The 16142-nt window shown below is 62.1% G+C and carries 20 protein-coding genes and 1 riboswitch; of the genes, 14 read left to right on the forward strand and 6 right to left on the reverse strand.

What is annotated here, in order from left to right; translation table 11 throughout:
• Positions 1-376: 376 nt before the first annotated feature.
• Positions 377-586, forward strand: a complete 210-nt coding sequence (locus ACZXDY_RS40860) for a hypothetical protein (protein ID WP_464349386.1) — start codon at positions 377-379, stop codon at positions 584-586.
• 278 nt (positions 587-864) lie between these two features.
• On the forward strand, positions 865-2166 hold the full coding sequence (locus tag ACZXDY_RS40865; RefSeq protein WP_464349400.1) for a serine hydrolase domain-containing protein: 1302 nt from the start codon (positions 865-867) through the stop codon (positions 2164-2166).
• A gap of 158 nt (positions 2167-2324) precedes the next feature.
• Here ACZXDY_RS40865 and ACZXDY_RS40870 read toward each other — a convergent pair whose 3' ends face one another.
• From ACZXDY_RS40870 to ACZXDY_RS40880, 3 genes are all read right to left on the reverse strand, one after another.
• Complete coding sequence (locus ACZXDY_RS40870) at positions 2325-2858, reverse strand: PRC-barrel domain-containing protein (protein ID WP_464349387.1); 534 nt, start codon at positions 2856-2858, stop codon at positions 2325-2327.
• Positions 2859-3004: 146 nt separating this feature from the next.
• On the reverse strand, positions 3005-3382 hold the full coding sequence (locus ACZXDY_RS40875; RefSeq protein WP_464349388.1) for a PRC-barrel domain-containing protein: 378 nt from the start codon (positions 3380-3382) through the stop codon (positions 3005-3007).
• A 220-nt stretch (positions 3383-3602) separates the two neighbouring features.
• On the reverse strand, positions 3603-4163 hold the full coding sequence (locus ACZXDY_RS40880) for a hypothetical protein (RefSeq protein WP_464349389.1): 561 nt from the start codon (positions 4161-4163) through the stop codon (positions 3603-3605).
• Positions 4164-4333: 170 nt separating this feature from the next.
• Between ACZXDY_RS40880 and ACZXDY_RS40885 the strand changes: the two genes are divergently transcribed.
• A complete protein-coding gene (locus tag ACZXDY_RS40885) occupies positions 4334-5086 on the forward strand; it encodes a response regulator (RefSeq protein WP_464349390.1) in 753 nt (250 codons plus the stop codon).
• A gap of 2 nt (positions 5087-5088) precedes the next feature.
• A complete protein-coding gene (locus tag ACZXDY_RS40890) occupies positions 5089-6417 on the forward strand; it encodes an ATP-binding protein (RefSeq protein WP_464349401.1) in 1329 nt (442 codons plus the stop codon).
• Between the two features lie 2 nt (positions 6418-6419).
• On the opposite strand, the gene ACZXDY_RS40895 is transcribed toward ACZXDY_RS40890, so the two are convergent.
• On the reverse strand, positions 6420-6620 hold the full coding sequence (locus ACZXDY_RS40895) for a hypothetical protein (RefSeq protein ID WP_028168891.1): 201 nt from the start codon (positions 6618-6620) through the stop codon (positions 6420-6422).
• 282 nt (positions 6621-6902) lie between these two features.
• Here ACZXDY_RS40895 and ACZXDY_RS40900 point away from each other — a divergent pair, with 282 nt between their 5' ends.
• The 10 genes from ACZXDY_RS40900 (at position 6903) to ACZXDY_RS40945 (ending at position 15148) form a co-directional block, all read left to right on the forward strand.
• Positions 6903-7439: a transglycosylase SLT domain-containing protein gene (locus ACZXDY_RS40900; RefSeq protein WP_464349391.1), complete on the forward strand. Its 537-nt coding sequence runs from the start codon at positions 6903-6905 to the stop codon at positions 7437-7439.
• 54 nt (positions 7440-7493) lie between these two features.
• Positions 7494-7635, forward strand: a riboswitch (TPP riboswitch).
• A complete protein-coding gene (locus tag ACZXDY_RS40905) occupies positions 7623-8636 on the forward strand; it encodes an FAD-dependent oxidoreductase (RefSeq protein WP_464349392.1) in 1014 nt (337 codons plus the stop codon). It overlaps the preceding riboswitch by 13 nt.
• Entirely contained in the window at positions 8627-8824 is a 198-nt protein-coding gene (gene thiS, locus ACZXDY_RS40910; RefSeq protein WP_028168893.1) for a sulfur carrier protein ThiS, read from the forward strand. The genes ACZXDY_RS40905 and thiS overlap by 10 nt, the downstream gene beginning before the upstream one ends.
• A 184-nt stretch (positions 8825-9008) precedes the next feature.
• Positions 9009-9791, forward strand: coding sequence for a thiazole synthase (locus ACZXDY_RS40915; protein WP_464349393.1), 783 nt, complete (start codon positions 9009-9011; stop codon positions 9789-9791).
• Positions 9778-10386, forward strand: a complete 609-nt coding sequence (locus ACZXDY_RS40920) for a thiamine phosphate synthase (RefSeq protein WP_464349394.1) — start codon at positions 9778-9780, stop codon at positions 10384-10386. The genes ACZXDY_RS40915 and ACZXDY_RS40920 overlap by 14 nt, the downstream gene beginning before the upstream one ends.
• Positions 10387-10411: 25 nt before the next feature.
• Entirely contained in the window at positions 10412-12310 is a 1899-nt protein-coding gene (thiC, locus tag ACZXDY_RS40925; RefSeq protein ID WP_464349395.1) for a phosphomethylpyrimidine synthase ThiC, read from the forward strand.
• A 9-nt stretch (positions 12311-12319) separates the two neighbouring features.
• Positions 12320-13090, forward strand: coding sequence for a hypothetical protein (locus ACZXDY_RS40930; protein WP_464349396.1), 771 nt, complete (start codon positions 12320-12322; stop codon positions 13088-13090).
• 708 nt (positions 13091-13798) lie between these two features.
• Positions 13799-14185: a RidA family protein gene (locus tag ACZXDY_RS40935; RefSeq protein ID WP_464349397.1), complete on the forward strand. Its 387-nt coding sequence runs from the start codon at positions 13799-13801 to the stop codon at positions 14183-14185.
• Positions 14182-14745 (forward strand): mismatch-specific DNA-glycosylase, encoded by a 564-nt coding sequence (locus ACZXDY_RS40940; protein WP_464349398.1) that lies wholly within the window; start codon positions 14182-14184, stop codon positions 14743-14745. The genes ACZXDY_RS40935 and ACZXDY_RS40940 overlap by 4 nt, the downstream gene beginning before the upstream one ends.
• A 148-nt stretch (positions 14746-14893) precedes the next feature.
• Entirely contained in the window at positions 14894-15148 is a 255-nt protein-coding gene (locus ACZXDY_RS40945) for a hypothetical protein (protein WP_028168899.1), read from the forward strand.
• A gap of 127 nt (positions 15149-15275) precedes the next feature.
• Here the strand turns inward: ACZXDY_RS40945 and ACZXDY_RS40950 are convergent, their stop codons facing one another.
• Positions 15276-15755: a DUF4262 domain-containing protein gene (locus ACZXDY_RS40950; RefSeq protein ID WP_196237440.1), complete on the reverse strand. Its 480-nt coding sequence runs from the start codon at positions 15753-15755 to the stop codon at positions 15276-15278.
• Positions 15756-15854: 99 nt separating this feature from the next.
• Positions 15855-16142: hypothetical protein (locus ACZXDY_RS40955; protein ID WP_464349399.1), on the reverse strand; the 288-nt coding region annotated here is incomplete at its 5' end.

Here is a 16142-nt window from a genome sequence, read left to right on the forward strand (position 1 = left end):
TCCGCCGATTCGAGATGACAAGTGAATCATCAAGCCCCCTCGGTGGCGAGGGGGTTCTTCAGCAGACTGCTAGAGCGTTTTCGAGCGAAGCATGCCCTCGGACTTGATCCGAGGGTGGACACCGGTTCGCGTAAAGAAAACGCGTCAAGACAAGAATCTAGAGCTTCGGTTCTGATTCCATCAGAACCGAAAGTGCTCTAGCCGCGCGAAATCAGAGCCGAATGAACGTCGCAACCGCCAGCGACAAAGTGGCACACTTTTGAGTTGCGGGTTGTGCAGCCCGGTTAATGCACTCTTAGTCTCATTAGAATTACGGAAGTTGGGTCCATCCGTTATGGCTTGCCATAGTGAGCGCCATATGAGTCTATGGTACTTCTTGAGCGACTGGTTCGCAGGTGTCCCAACCCATTGGGCGCTGTTCAAGCGAAGCATGATCAACGTTGCATGGGCGATCGCCCTAACCTTCGCTATGATGTTTTTTCAGCTCCCCGGTGAATACGCGGCTCTCGTTAACTGCGGTGTTTTTGTTGTGAACGGCGTGATGTTCTTTGTTTTTCAACGCCAGCGCGAGCAAACGCGTGATTGAGAGCATTGCACCCGATTGCCCATCGCTCAAAGGCTGGTTTCATTGAAGTGTCCTAGGGCCGCGGCCTCTTTCGTTTATCGAGACGATCCGCAGCGGCATGGCAGATCCACGTTGTGGGTAACGAGCAGGAAGCTCGTCCCCGAAACGCGGTTGACCTTGGCAATCAATTGGAAAACGTCATCGGCTGCTATATGTTAAACGGCCGCAAGCAGGGGACGCCCTGCGTGCTGCTGGAGCAGACACCTTCGGAGCGCCAGCACATCCAGCGGACCCTTTCTATGAAGCAATGGCAAACCAAAAACACCACACTGCGCTGCGTTGCCGCGGCAGCGTTCGCGTTTTGCCTGGTCCTCGGCCTGGCGTTCGAGCTGCGCGCCGAATCCGAAACGCCGGCTATAGCAACTCTTTCGCCCGCGGCCCTGAAGCAGCTTGACGACACCATTCGCAATGAGATCACGAGCGGCAAGATTCCTGGCGGCATCCTGCTGATCCAACAACATGGCAACCCAGTCCATTTCGAATGCTTCGGCGTGCGGGACCCCGACACGGGGCTGCCGATGACGCCGGACACGATCTTCCAGATCTATTCGATGTCGAAGGCCGTTACGTCGGTTGCGGCGATGATGCTGGTCGACGAAGGCAAGCTGGCTCTCGACGATCCCGTATCGAAATACATTCATTCCTTTGCAGACGCCAAAGTCGGCGTCGATATGTCCGACGAAGCCGGAAAGTATCCGCTCAAGCTCGAGCCGTTGAAGCGCCCGATTACGATCAGGGATCTATTGCGGCACACCTCAGGTATCACCTACGGCTTCTACGGCGAGACCCAGGTGCAGAAACTCTATGCGAATCCTCTATTGTATGCGGGGGATTTCAACAACGCCGACTTCGCCGATCGGATCGCAGTACTGCCGCTTGCCGATCAGCCCGCAACGCGTTGGAATTACAGCCATTCAACCGACGTGCTGGGCCGTGTCGTCGAGGTGGCCTCGGGGCAGACGCTGTACCAGTTCCAGAAGCAGCGATTGTTCGATCCGCTCGGCATGTCCGACACCGCGTATTATGTCGCGGACAAAACGAAGTGGCCACTGATCGCCAGGGGATTTCCCGTCGATCGCTCTCGAGTTGCCGGAATCAAGGATCCTACATTGCCGCGGCGCTGGGAGTCGGGTGGAGCGGGCTTGGTCTCGACGACAGGGGACTACGCCCGCTTCCTGCAAATGCTGCTGAATGGAGGTGAGTTGGACGGCAAGCGGTATCTCAAGCGTGAGACGGTCGCACTGATGACGTCGGATCAGATTGGACCGGAAACCGGGATCATTCATGATCCCTTCTATTTTCCGGGCCCCACCAGTGGCTTCGGTCTTGGCTTTGCCGTGCGCACCTCGCCACCTCCGAATACGGACTGGCCACTCGGTGAATACCGTTGGGACGGCGCCGGCGGCAGTTTCTATTTCGTCGACCCCGTGGACGACATGTTGGGAGTCTTCACGGTGATGTCGCCCACACAGGGGGGACGGATCCAACTGAACTTGAAGTCGATGATCTACGAGGCGATGGGAAGGGGCTTGCGCAAGTAACAACCGCAAACCCGTTTTATTTCGCATTTCTCGGATCTTTCGCGCCTACGCCAGGCAAGATCGATTGTCCGTATTGGCCCTTCTCGGACCTACACGCCCTGATGCAAGAACGCGCCCGGCAGAACCGGGCGCGTTTTTGCTCGGAAAAGGCGAGAACCTTACTCGGTCGAATACTTGAACTCCGGCATCGCCTTCAGCTCTTCCTTGCTCGCGTTGTAGACCGCGTGATCTGGGTACCAGGGGTTCGACTTGGAGCTCGAGGTCGAGCTTGTGGCAGCGCCCGTGGTCGTCGAAGAGCCAGCGCCGCTCGCCGGCTTTGCGCCGGTGTTCGACGCGCCGGTATAGGCGACCGGCTCGTTGACGAACTTGACCTTCTCGAAGGGCACGGCGACCAGATGCTCGCCGACGCCGAGGAAGCCGCCGACGCCGATCACGACCGCTTTGATATTGCCGCTCTTGTCCATCAACATGTCGTTGATCGAGCCAATGCTCTCATTGTTGTCGTTATAGACATTCAGGCCGGACATTTTCGACGCGCGCCAGTTGCCGTGGAACGACGACGGAGCGGTGGTCGACGTGGTGGCCGCCGCATTCGGGCGGTCTCCGGTCGCCTGGTTCGGCTGCTGCGCAAACGCGACGCCCGCGAGCAAGGCCGAAGCCGCGAGACCAGTGATGGCATACTTCGCTAACATTGTCGGATCCTCCAGTTCGAAAATCGATGCTGAGAAAACCCGTCACGTCAGCAAGCGTTCCGCATCAAGTGACACGGAACTTGCGAGGCCAGACAAAGCGGAGCGCCAAGTCGAGAAGTTCGGAGTTAAGCGATGAGCATGCGCTTTCAGAAACCGCCCCAATAAGGCGGTATACCGTAGTAGCGACGCAGTTCGGCTTCCTGCGACCGATCGCCCCAATCGAAATCCTTGTCGGCGCGAAACGACGGCGCGCGTTTCAACTCTTCATCTGATATGTCGAGCTCATAGGCCTCGAAACGCGTGTTGTAGCGCAACCGCACCCAGGGCAAGGGAATGAGATTGGTTCCGAGGCCGAAGAATCCGCCGAAGCTGAGCACGGCATAAGTCACTTGACCGGTGACCTTGTCGATCATCAGCCGTTCGATGTGGCCGATCATCTCGCCGTTCGGCCGCCGCACCGCGGTGCCCTCGACACGGTCGCTGGCAATGAGCCGATGCGGTTTGGTGCTGGCGTCGGCTGCCATCTGGCCCTCCCCGCAAATGATCGAGAGAGACAACGCCACATTCGACGACTGGTTCCTACGCCATCAACGAGACAACCACCCTTCCCTTTTGGAAGGGCGCGTAGCCCAAGTGGAGCGAAGCGAAACCCGGGACACCTGCGTCAACGTTGACGAGCGGCTCCGGGGTTAGGCTTGCGCTCCACCCGGGCTACGCGCTGTTCGTAGGGAAGGAGCCGTGCCTTTAGCTCTGGTAGTCGACCAGCAGCGCGGAGAACGAACTGCCGTTAGCCGATGTGCTCGCGCTGCCGGCCGAATTGTACGAACTCGACGCCGACGCCGACAGCGACTCCTGCAGCGACTGCAGGAACTGCTGCAGGATGTCGCTGACGGAATTGCTCGTGGCGCCGGCTTCATCGGTCGAGGTTGAACCATCCGACGACGGTGGCCCACCGGCGCCGCCATGGGGGCCATGGCTACCACCGGGACCCTGCGCGAAGGCGGCCTTGAACACGCCCTGCAACTCGGTCGCCTGATCGCTGGTCAGCTTGCCGCTCGAGACTTCCTGGTTGATGAGATCATCCAGCCTGGACTTCATCTCGTCCGGCGATGGCCGCGTGCCGCTCGTCCGATCGGTGGCGCGGCTCGCTTGCATCGAGACGTCGATATCCGTCAGCGCCGATGACAGCGCGTCCTGATCGGACGAGCTGATGGCGCCGGAATTGATTTCGGACTGCAGTTCGTCCTGCAGCCGCTGCAAGGGCGACTGATAGGTGCTGCCGGAGGCAGCCGAGATCGCGGTCATGGAATGCTCCAAATGATTCTGATAGGTACGCGCAGAACTCGCCGGGAAGGTGTGGTCAAGGTCTTAACAGGGCCTTTTAGGCTGTTAGCTTCTGTTACCGCTCGGTTCTCAGAAACATTCGGAAACAAAAATCTCCACCACTCGTCCGGAATCATTGACAAAAGGTCAGCATGGCCCAGCCGCAGCCGAACATCCTTGTCGTCGAGGACGACCGCGAGACGCGCAGCCTGATCGCGAAATATCTGCGTAACAACGCCTGCAACGTCACCACCGCCGGCGACGGTCGCGAGATGGTCCGCGCGATGACAGATCACCGCGTCGATCTTCTGATCCTCGACGTCATGCTGCCGGGCGAGGATGGCCTCAGCCTGTGCCGCAAGGTGCGCGCGACCTCGCAGACGCCGATCATCATGCTGACCGCGCGCGGCGAGGACGTCGACCGCATCCTCGGCCTGGAGATGGGCGCCGACGATTATCTGCCGAAGCCGTTCAATCCGCGCGAGCTGTTGGCGCGGATCAACGCAGTGCTGCGGCGGCAGGCGGCGGCGCGCAACGCCAGCGCCATCGAAGGCGCGACCGTGCTGACGTTCCAGGGCTGGCGCATCGATTTCCGCCTGCGCGAATTGCGCAACTCCGAAGGCGCCAAGGTCGCCATGACCAGCGCCGAGTTCGACCTGCTCAGGACATTGTGCGAGCGGCCCGGCCGCGTGCTGTCGCGCGACAGCCTGCTCGACCTCACGGGCGCGCGCGACGCCGGCTCGTTGGAGCGCTCGATCGACGTCCTGGTCAGCCGCATCCGCCGCAAGATCGAACCCGATCCGCAGGAAGCCACCATCATCAAGACGGTGCGCGCCGGCGGCTACATGTTCACGCCAAGAGTGGAAGCAGCAACAGTCGAAGCGGTGACCGCGGCGGGCAATTGACGGTGAAGCTCTCCGGCTTCCTCAATCTCAGGGGCATCAGCGGGCAGATCGCGGCGCTGGTGGTCGCCTCGATCATCGCCATCCACGTCATCATCGCCACGATCTTCCTCATCTCACGGCCCGACCAGTCGGAGCCGCTTGGCGACCGCGGACATGCCCAGCTCGCCAGCGCGATCCAACTTCTCGGCGCCGCCGCAGCGTCGGAACGACCGCGGCTGTCCGCCGACATCAACAACGCCTTTCCGCAGCTCGGCGTCGAAAGCCTGCCGCCCGGCACCACGCCTGCTGCCGGCGAACTGAACGAGCGCGAATTGCACCTGCTCTACCGCCGGCTCGGCGGCGCCTATCGGCTGTTTCCGCTGGCGGGCAACGGTGCGCGGATCGGCATCGTGCTGCCCGACGGCGCGATGATCTCGGCAAGACTGCTTGCGGATCGGCACCGGCCGCCAGTCCTCGGCGGTCCGTGGATGATGACGCTGCTGTTCATGGTCATCAGCGTCGCGCTGCTCGGGCTGTGGGCGGCACGCGCATTGACCGCGCCGCTCTCCTCGTTCGCCCGCGCCGCCGAAAGCTTCAGCCTCGACGGCGCCGCCGCGCCGCTGCCCGAACGTGGACCGGAAGAGATCCGTTCGGTCGCGAAAGCATTGAACCGCATGCGTGAGCGCATCACCGGCCTGATCGAGGATCGCACCAAGATGCTGGCCGCGATCAGCCACGATTTGCGCACTCCGATCACGCGGATGCGACTGCGCTCGGAATTCATCGAGGACGAGACCCATCGCAATCGCATGCTTGCCGATCTCGACCAGATGCGCGCAATGCTGGAACAGGTGTTGTCGTTCCTGCGCAACGACCGCAGGCTGGAATCGATGACGCTGACCGATATCGCCAGCACGCTGCAGCTCGTCACCGACCAGTTTTCCGACATGGGCCACAAGGTGGGCTACGACGGCCCCGCACACGCGATGGCAACCGTGCGGCCGGACGACCTGCACCGCAGCGTCACCAACCTCGTCGAGAACGCGGTGCGCTTCGGCGCCGAAGCGACGATCCGGCTCCGCACCGCGCCTGATCGCATCACAATCGAAGTCGAGGACGATGGCCCCGGCATTTCGGATGCGCGCAAGCAGGATGTGCTGGAGCCGTTCGTGCGCGGCGACGATGCGCGCAACATGGACGAGTCCGAAGGCTTCGGCCTCGGGCTTTCCATCACCAACGCGATCGTGCTCGCGCATGGCGGGACATTGTCGCTGCACGACAAGCAGCCGCACGGACTCCTCGCGCGGATCGAGTTGCCGATGCGCGCGGAGAGCCGACGCTCAGCCGCCTGACGTCAGGCCGCGAGCGGCGCGTGTTCGCTGCCGTGCTCCGGATAGATCGCAATGGCCTCGAAGCGGTAATCGCAGGCGCGGCAATGCCAGAGATAGAATATCCGGCCACCATCCTGCTCGACCCAGTCCGGCTTCGCGATCGGCTTGCCGCATTGTGCGCAAGGATTTCCACGCGGCAGATCAGCGGAATCAAAGTGGGTCATGATGCGTCTCCCGTTATCGACTTTTCTTGGTCGGTTTTCTTGTTTGGCGTTTCTTGATTTATCGGCAGAACGCACTGAACCCCGCGCCTGCCATGCAAAATCCTAAGGCGGCTTTGAGTCATTTGCGCGACAAGAAGCTTGCGGCCGTGCAGCAAATCGTCGTCTAAGACTTTACTAAACTCCGTCGCATAACGCCCCGCTTTCGCCACATATCTGCCCGGCGGCCGCAACAATTCGGTTGCGTAAGTGGAACAGACCATTCCGTCGCCGAGATCTCGCCCGATGAAACTCCCTTTCGCCCTCACCTTGCTTACGGCTGTTGCCGCGGTGCTGTCAGGCTCGCCTGCGCAGGCGCAGCAGCGCTCGCAATATGAGGCGCTGGTCGCCGCCCATGCCCAGGCCAATCTGGTGCCTGATACGTTGGTGCACCGCGTGATCGTACGCGAGAGCAAGTATCAGCCGAACCTGGTCGGACGCGGCGGCGCGATCGGGCTGATGCAGATCAAGCTCGCGACCGCCCGCGGCCTTGGCTACAAAGGCGATGCGGCGGGCCTGCGTGATCCCGAAACCAACCTCACCTATGGCATCAAATATCTCGCCGGCGCCTATCGCGCCGCCGGCGGCAACCATGACCGCGCCGTGCGCTACTACGCCGCTGGGTATTATTACGCCGCCAAGCAGCAGCGGCTGCAGCACCTGAAGGAATCCAAGAGAGAATCCCGCCCGACGCTTGCCGCCGCAGCGCAAAAAGAGCAGACCGAGGCCGAGGCGCCGGAAAGCGCGGCCGACGCCGACGCACAGCAGGTCCCCGGCAACTGAGGGGCACGGCCGCGAAGCGCGGCGTTGACAGGTCGGCGTATCCGCTTACATTAGACGCGTTCCGAGGGGTGCTCCGAGGAGGAGCTGAGATACCGCACGCTTGGCGTTGGCCATTCCGGCCGATATCCGAGACCGCGGTGACCCTTTGAACCTGATCCGGGTCATACCGGCGAAGGGACAGGGATGTACCAGAGCAAGTCTTCGCGGGGGGATTCCCCCGTATCTATCATCGGCGCAGGCATCGCAGGCGCATGGCAAGCGTTATTGTTCGCGCAGGCCGGTCACGCCGTCACTCTGCACGAGCGCAGTGACGCCGCGATGACGGAATCCACAAGCCATTGGGCCGGCGGCATGCTCGCGCCCTATTGCGAGGCCGAGGTCGCCGAACCCATCATCAGCCGGCTCGGCCTGCGCTCGCTCGATATCTGGCGGCGCGAATTGCCGGATACGCCGTTCAACGGCTCGCTGGTGGTGGCGCATGCGCGCGAGCGCAACGATTTCGAGCGCTTTGCCCGGATGACCGAAGGCCACGAGCGGCTCGATGCGTCAGGCGTTGCGCAGCTCGAGCCCTCGCTCGATGGCCGTTTCCGCGACGCGCTGTTCTTCCCGGCTGAGGGCCATGTCGAGCCGCGCCGCGTGCTGCCCAGGCTGCACGAGCGCATCCTCGCCGCCGGCGGCATCATCAAGTTCAACAGCGACATCAGCGCGGAGGATCTCGAGGGCATCGTGATCGATTGCCGCGGCCTGTCGGCGCGCGACGGAGAGCCGGAGCTGCGCGGCGTCAAAGGCGAGATGATCCTGATCGAGACCGCCGAAGTGGAGCTGTCGCGTCCGGTGCGGCTGATCCATCCACGCTGGCCGCTTTACGTGATTCCGCGCGAGGATCATCTGTTCATGCTGGGCGCGACCTCGATCGAGGCCGAGGACACCGGCGTCAGCGTCCGCTCGGCACTGGAGCTTCTGGGCGCGGCCTATGCGGTGCACCCGGCCTTCGCCGAAGCGCGCATCCTCGAATTCGGCTCCGGCCTGCGCCCGGCCTTTCCCGACAATCTGCCGCGGATCACGATCGACCGGACGAAGATCTCGGTGAACGGCCTTTACCGCCACGGCTTCCTGCTGGCGCCCGCGCTGGCGGAACTGACGCTCGCCTATGTCGAGCGCGGCCAGATCGACAATGAGGTGATGCGATGCGCGTGATCGTCAACGGCGAGCCGCGGGAGATCACTTCGGCGAGCATCGACGCGCTGCTCGCCGAGCTCGACTACGAAGGCACCCATTTCGCGATCGCGCTGAACTACGACGTGCTGCCGAAAAGCCGCTGGGCCGAGACCGCGCTGAAAGCCGGCGACGAGATCGAAATCATCACGCCCCGGCAGGGAGGGTGATCGCCATGACCGCAGCCTCTCTCCCCTCGTCGTCCCCGCGAAAGCGGGGACCCATACCGCGTGATCTCTCTTGTGGCACTCTGGTGGACGCTCGCGTTCACAACAACGGCCTGTGCTTATGGGTCCCCGCTTTCGCGGGGACGACGGGTGAGTGCTGGGCTGCAAGCGTTGGGACACTGACACCATGCTGAACTTCTACGGCAAGACCTTCTCCTCCCGCCTCTTGATCGGCACGGCGCTCTATCCCTCGCCCGCGATCATGCAAGGCGCGATCCGTGCGTCCGGCGCCAACATCGTCACCGTGTCGCTGCGGCGCGAAGCCGCCGGCGGTAAAACCGGAGATGCGTTCTGGTCGCTGATCCGCGAGCTTGATGTGACGGTTCTGCCGAACACCGCCGGCTGCCGCACTGTGCGCGAGGCGGTGACCACCGCAAAGCTCGCGCGCGAATTGTTCGGAACGAGCTGGATCAAGCTGGAAGTGATCGCTGACAACGACACGCTGCAGCCCGATGTCGTCGGCCTGGTCGAAGCCGCCTCGATCCTGATCAAGGACGGCTTTGAGGTGTTCCCCTATTGCACCGAAGATCTTTCGGTGGCGATGCGGCTGGTCGACGCCGGCTGCAAGGTGGTGATGCCCTGGGCCGCGCCGATCGGCAGCGCCAAGGGGATCACCAACCGCGATGCGCTAAAACTGCTGCGCGACCGCCTGCCCGACATCACGCTGGTGGTCGACGCCGGCATCGGCGCGCCCTCGCATGCGGCCCACGCCCTCGAGCTCGGCTACGATGCGGTGCTGCTCAACACGGCCGTCGCAAAAGCCGCCGATCCCGTGGCGATGGCCAATGCGTTCCGCCTCGGCATCGAGGCCGGCCGCGCCGCCTATGAGGCCGGGCTGATGGACGCGCGCGATTTCGCCTCCCCCTCCACCCCTGTCATCGGGACTCCGTTCTGGCATGCCGTATCCTGATCCATTTTACCCCGTCGTCGACAGCGTCGCCTGGGTCGAGCGGCTGACGAAGCTCGGCGTCGGCACGATCCAGCTCCGCGCCAAGGATCTGAACGACGCCGAAGCGCTGCAGATCGTCACCGATGCGCTCGCGGTGACCAGGGGCACGCCGACAAAGCTGGTCGTCAACGACTACTGGCGCGCGGCGATCGTGGCCGGCGCCGAGCATCTGCATCTCGGCCAGGAGGATCTCGCCGACGCCGACCTCGCCGAGATCCGCAACGCCAGGCTGACGCTCGGCATCTCCACCCATGACGACGAGGAGCTTGCCACGGCGCTGAAGGCCGAGCCGGATTACATCGCACTCGGCCCGATCTTCCCGACAACACTGAAATCGATGCGCTTCGCGCCGCAGGGCATTCCGAAGATCACCGAGTGGAAGAAGCGCATCGGCGACATCCCGCTGGTTGCGATCGGCGGCATCAAGTTCGAGCAGGCCGCGGAAATCTTCGCCGCCGGCGCCGACTCGATTGCCGTCGTCTCCGACATCACCCAGAACGCCGACCCCGATGCGCGGGTCAGACAATGGCTTGGCGCTTCAGCCAAAGCCGCCTGAAGTAAGAAGTTTAAGGAGGAACTCCATGAACATCCGTTCCAACCCCGACACCACCATTCCCGCCGTCACCACAGGGCCACTACCGTCCTCGCGCAAGATTTTCTCGACCCCCGACACGGCGCCTGATGTGCGGGTGCCGCTGCGCGAGATCATCCTGAGCGAAGGCGCCGGCGAGCCCAATCTTCCCGTCTATGACACCTCGGGCCCGTACACCGATCCGTCCATCGTGATCGACGTCAATGCCGGCCTGCCGCGCAATCGTCTCGCCTGGGTCAAGGAACGCGGCGGCGTCGAGGAATATGAGGGGCGCACGATCAAGCCGGAAGACAACGGCAACCTCTCCACTGACAAGGCGGCGCGCGCCTTCACCGCGCATCACCGGCCGCTGCGCGGCCTCGACGGCCACAAGGTCACCCAGCTCGAATTCGCCCGCGCCGGCATCATCACCAAGGAGATGATCTACGTCGCCGAGCGCGAAAACCTCGGCCGCAAGCAACAGCTCGAGCGCGCGGAAGCCGCGCTCGCCGACGGCGAAAGCTTTGGCGCCTCGGTGCCGGCCTTCATCACGCCGGAATTCGTACGCTCAGAGATCGCGCGCGGCCGCGCCATCATTCCGAGCAACATCAACCATGCCGAGCTCGAGCCGATGATCATCGGCCGCAACTTCCTGACCAAGATCAACGCCAATATCGGCAACTCCGCCGTGACGTCGTCGGTCGAGGAAGAAGTCGAGAAGATGGTGTGGGCGATCCGCTGGGGCGCCGACACCGTGATGGACCTCTCGACGGGGCGCAACATCCACACCACCCGCGAATGGATTTTGCGCAACTCGCCGGTGCCGATCGGCACCGTGCCGATCTACCAGGCGCTGGAGAAATGCAACGGCGATCCGGTCAAGCTGACCTGGGAATTGTACAAGGACACGCTGATCGAGCAGTGCGAACAGGGCGTCGACTATTTCACCATCCACGCCGGCGTGCGCCTGCCCTACATCCATCTCACCGCCAACCGCGTCACCGGCATCGTGTCGCGCGGCGGCTCGATCATGGCGAAGTGGTGCCTGGCGCATCACAAGGAGAGCTTCCTCTACACGCATTTCGACGAGATCTGCGACCTCATGCGCAAGTATGACGTCTCGTTCTCGCTCGGCGACGGCCTGCGTCCCGGCTCGATCGCCGACGCCAACGACCGCGCGCAGTTCGCCGAACTGGAGACACTCGGCGAACTGACAAAAATCGCGTGGGACAAGGGCTGCCAGGTCATGATCGAAGGCCCCGGCCACGTGCCGATGCACAAGATCAAGATCAACATGGACAAGCAGCTCAAGGAATGCGGCGAAGCCCCGTTCTACACGCTTGGGCCGCTGACCACGGACATCGCGCCGGGCTACGACCACATCACGTCAGGCATCGGCGCCGCCATGATCGGCTGGTTCGGCTGCGCCATGCTCTGCTACGTCACGCCGAAGGAGCATCTCGGCCTCCCCGATCGTAACGACGTCAAGACCGGCGTCATCACCTACAAGATCGCCGCCCACGCCGCCGACCTCGCCAAGGGTCACCCCGCCGCCCAGCTCCGCGACGACGCACTGTCCCGCGCAAGGTTCGACTTCCGCTGGACCGACCAGTTCAACCTCGGCCTCGACCCCGAGACCGCGAAGAACTTCCACGACGAAACCCTGCCGAAGGAAGCCCACAAGGTCGCCCATTTCTGCTCGATGTGCGGCCCAAAGTTCTGCTCGATGAAGATCACCCAGGACGTCCGGGATTACGCGGCAACGCTGAACGATCCGGCGAGCGTCGGGATGTCGATGCAGGGGACCATCGAAGACGGCATGGCCGCGATGAGTGCCAAGTTCAAGGAGATGGGCGGGGATGTGTATCTTGACGCGGAGAAGGTGAAGGAGAGCAATCAGGCGCTCTGAGAGTAGCCGATGCGCAAGGGTTTGACCCGCGGACTATTGCCTCTGTTCGTCACTGTTTGGCTTCCCGTCAGCGTAACCGTTTCATGGGCGCAGGGACTGCCACACGTGGCGAGCAGCGGCCTCACTGCACCTAGCGAGGTCATTCTTTATATCCATTCGGATTTGAAGAGCGTCGATTTCGTTCAGCCGCTGGTTTGCGCTCTCCAACGAGTGCTATCTGCACCCGTTTCAACGCAAACATTGAACCTTCAACTCGGCCCTGAATTGCTCGCAACCCCGACCCAGTTCGACGTGGACAAGGTTGGAGATCAGTTCATCCGGGCAACTGCTGCGGATGGGGGACCGCGGTCATTCAAATACTTGCTCGTTCCGTTCGATCTCAAGGCATCCCCTTGGCGCTATGTTTTCTCGACGAGTTTCGGCAATGAGACTACTCCTTATCACGTCGGCGTGGTTTCAACGGCTCGGCTCGACGTCGCGGACCCAAAGCAGCAGCACCGCGGAGGTGCCGAGATCACCGCGAGGCGCGCATACAAGCTAATCCTCAAGTCAATTGCACGGGTCGCTGGCCTACGAAGCCCCGATGCCTGTATTCTTTCATTTCCGAGAAGCCTCGAAGAGTTGGATCGTAAGTCATCAGAGTTTTGTTCTGATGACCGTGCCATGTTAGTTGCCGCCCACATCCTTCAACCTGTGGAAGGACAAGGACACACCGATTGCTCGGTCATTTCCCGGCAGCAGGGCGTCAACGACGTGCGCGTGGCCCGAGCGGCAGAATAGCCAAGCCGCATTCAAAGGTGAGGGCGGGCCTCCGAATCCAGCACCTAGTCTGAACATTCACAGTGGCGAGAACCGCCGGACACTTGCCCGGTCGTTCTGTTGCAGCGTGGCGCGCCCGAGAAATGTTCGAACCTGAAGGGGTCCCCTAACGACAAACTTTCGGATGCCGTTGCCAGCCATTTTGGTAGCTAGTCAGATTCTCCAGACATCCTAGAAACACGCGCAGGTCTCAATTGGTGGACATGGGGACAACGACATGCGATCGAATAGCGCCTTCCGCGCCAAAGCAAGAGCTGCATTTCGCCGTCGGATTGCGGATCGAGCCGAGAGCGGCGGCTCGCACCTCGCGAACAGAGCAGCCGGAACGCAACCTCGCCTCGACTGCGATGAGTCCAGGAAGTCATCTGCCGTTAACGATCTGCCGGACCACATCCGCAGGTTCTGCGAGCGATTTTTCTCCGACAACAGAAGCCTCCTCTAGTTCTTCTCATCATCGCAGACTGGCACCATCAACGCTCCTTGATCTGGGCTGTGTCGTCGGTCGGACGATCTTTGCAGTTCTGCCCTGAGGAGCTGGCTGCCTGGATCGGGCGGGCACGTCCCGCATATTGAGAAGCCTATTCATCACGTGCATTCGCGCGATCGGTTGGCTCATATCGGCCACTGATCTATCCTGCATCCCATCTGTCCAACGACGAGGATGCATGCATGTCCATAAAGCACTTCCCTCCCCCGCCCGGCGTCAAGGCGCCGCCGCTCTCGTTCGGCGCCCGCGTCGGCGATCTCCTCTTCATCTCCGGCATCCCCGGCTTCGACGCCAATGGCGGGCTGCCTGACACCTTCGAGACACAGTTCGCCAACGTCATCACCAACTTCAAGCGCGTGCTGGATGAGGCCGGCGCGACGGTGCGCGATCTCGTCAAGGTCAACGTACTGCTGACGCGCGCCTCCGACGTCGCCACGATGAACAGGCTCTATGCCGAGGCGTTCGGCCCGGCGCCCTATCCTGCGCGCACCACCTGCGTGGTGGTGGCGCTGCCCGATCCGAAGATGCTGATCGAGATCGAGGGCGTCGCAAGCCTTCGCGCTGCATGAGCGGCGCGCCCGCTCCGCACGAGCGGCTGCCCGACCAGCTTGCCGTCAATCTGCGCATGGTCTTCGTCGGCACCGCCGCGAGCCAGCGGTCAGCCGACCTCGGCCATTACTACGCGCATCCCGGCAATCGCTTCTGGCGCGCGCTCCATGAGGTCGGCATCACGCCGCGCCGCTTCGAGCCGCATGAATTTCCGGCGCTGCTCGAGCTCGGCATCGGCTTCACCGACATGTGCAAGACCGGCGCGGGCATGGACCACCAGGCGCTGGCCTTCCCTATCGATGTGCCAGCGTTCCGGGACAAGATGCTGCGCTATCGGCCGAAGACCATCGCGTTCACCAGCAAGAAGGCGGCATCCCTGTTCTACGGACGACCGACGTCGACGATCGCGCTCGGTCGGCAAGCTGCGCTTCCGGATTTTCCGGATATCTTCGTGCTGGCGTCGCCATCGGGCGCGGCTTCGGGAAGCTGGTCGTTGCAGCCGTGGCAGGAACTGGCGGATTGGCTGCGGGCTGGCGAACGAGTGGAGGATCAACATACCGTCGCTCGAAGCCGCCGGTGAACTGCTGTTGATGAAATCATTGCAGCCTCCCGATTTCGAGGGAGCAGGCTCTTGCCGTACCAATACCGCCACAAACGATCACAAAAGATCGGCGGCGCCTCGGCCAATCGCGGAGGCAGCCAAATAACAATTCGACAGGAGATACGTCATGCGTCGCGCTACCGCCCTCTGCCTCGCCACCTGCTCCGCTGTCGCGGCCTTCGCCGCCAGGCCCGCAGAGGCCGGCTATTACGTGATCCGCTGGGAGAACACCGGCATCTGCCAGATCTGGAACGAGGACCTGCAGCAGAAACCGATGCAGTGGCCCTCGACCTACCAGGTCGTCAGCAAGCCAGTCCCGACCTTCACCGCCGCGATGGCCGAGCAGCAACAGATGCGGACACAGCGCCGCTGCACGTTGTGAGTTGTGGAATCGCAATACGCGTAGGGTGGGCGAAGGCGCGTCTATCGCGCCGTGCCCACCTTTCTTGCACCAACCGTGGATGGTGGGCACGCTTCGCTTTGCCCACCCTACGCGGGCACTTCGCACCTCAGGAGAAAGACTTCAACACCGGCTGATACTGCTTCAAGGCGGCGTCATGTCCGGTCTGCCAGGGGAAGTATCCCTCGCGATCTGGCCACACGATCTGCAGGCATGGAAACGGGCGCCGGCATTTGCGATAGAACCAAATCGCCGTTCCCAGATACGCGTCATACGCCTGCAGCGGCACCTCTGCGAATGCGACTTGACGGTCCGTCAAGATATCATCGCAGATATCCCCGGCGGCGTAGTTCCGTCCTGCAGCCGCCCGGTCGCGAATATCATTGATGATCGAGGCAGAGTCGGAGGCCCGCAGGCCGAAGATCACCACCTCGGCGTGGCCATAGTTGAGAAACAGGCCAACCGAGAACGCATATGCCGGATTACCGTCCAAGATGCCCACGATATGGCATCCGTGCTTGCGAATATTGCGAATGATCGCCTTGTCCGCCTCGCCTTCGATGTCAGGCCATTTGAAGTCATCAAGCATCGGCATCTCTCGTTGAGAGGCTGTAAGGTGAAGGCGCATCTATCGCGTCGTGCCACCATCAAAGACTCCGCTCGCAATGGTGGGCACACTGCGCTTTGCCTACGCTACATCGGTCACGACCAGCGCGATGCGCTGCGCGCCGGATTCTTCTCGAAGTCGGGGCGCGCTTTTGCCCGCTACGGCAACTCCTCTTCGTACAAACAAACAATGATCAATTGAATGCAGCATCATAATACAATTTATAATTGTTAACAAGCTCCCTAACACGCGAGCCATTGCAGAAGCCGGACGAGCCTTGAAGGCGGAGGAACCGTAGAGCCTGAGAACCAATTCGGTTTTCGGGTAGACGGCATCCGAAGTAGCGGATGTTGAAGACCTCGACGGTGG

Source organism: Bradyrhizobium sp. LeoB3, assembly GCF_055456055.1.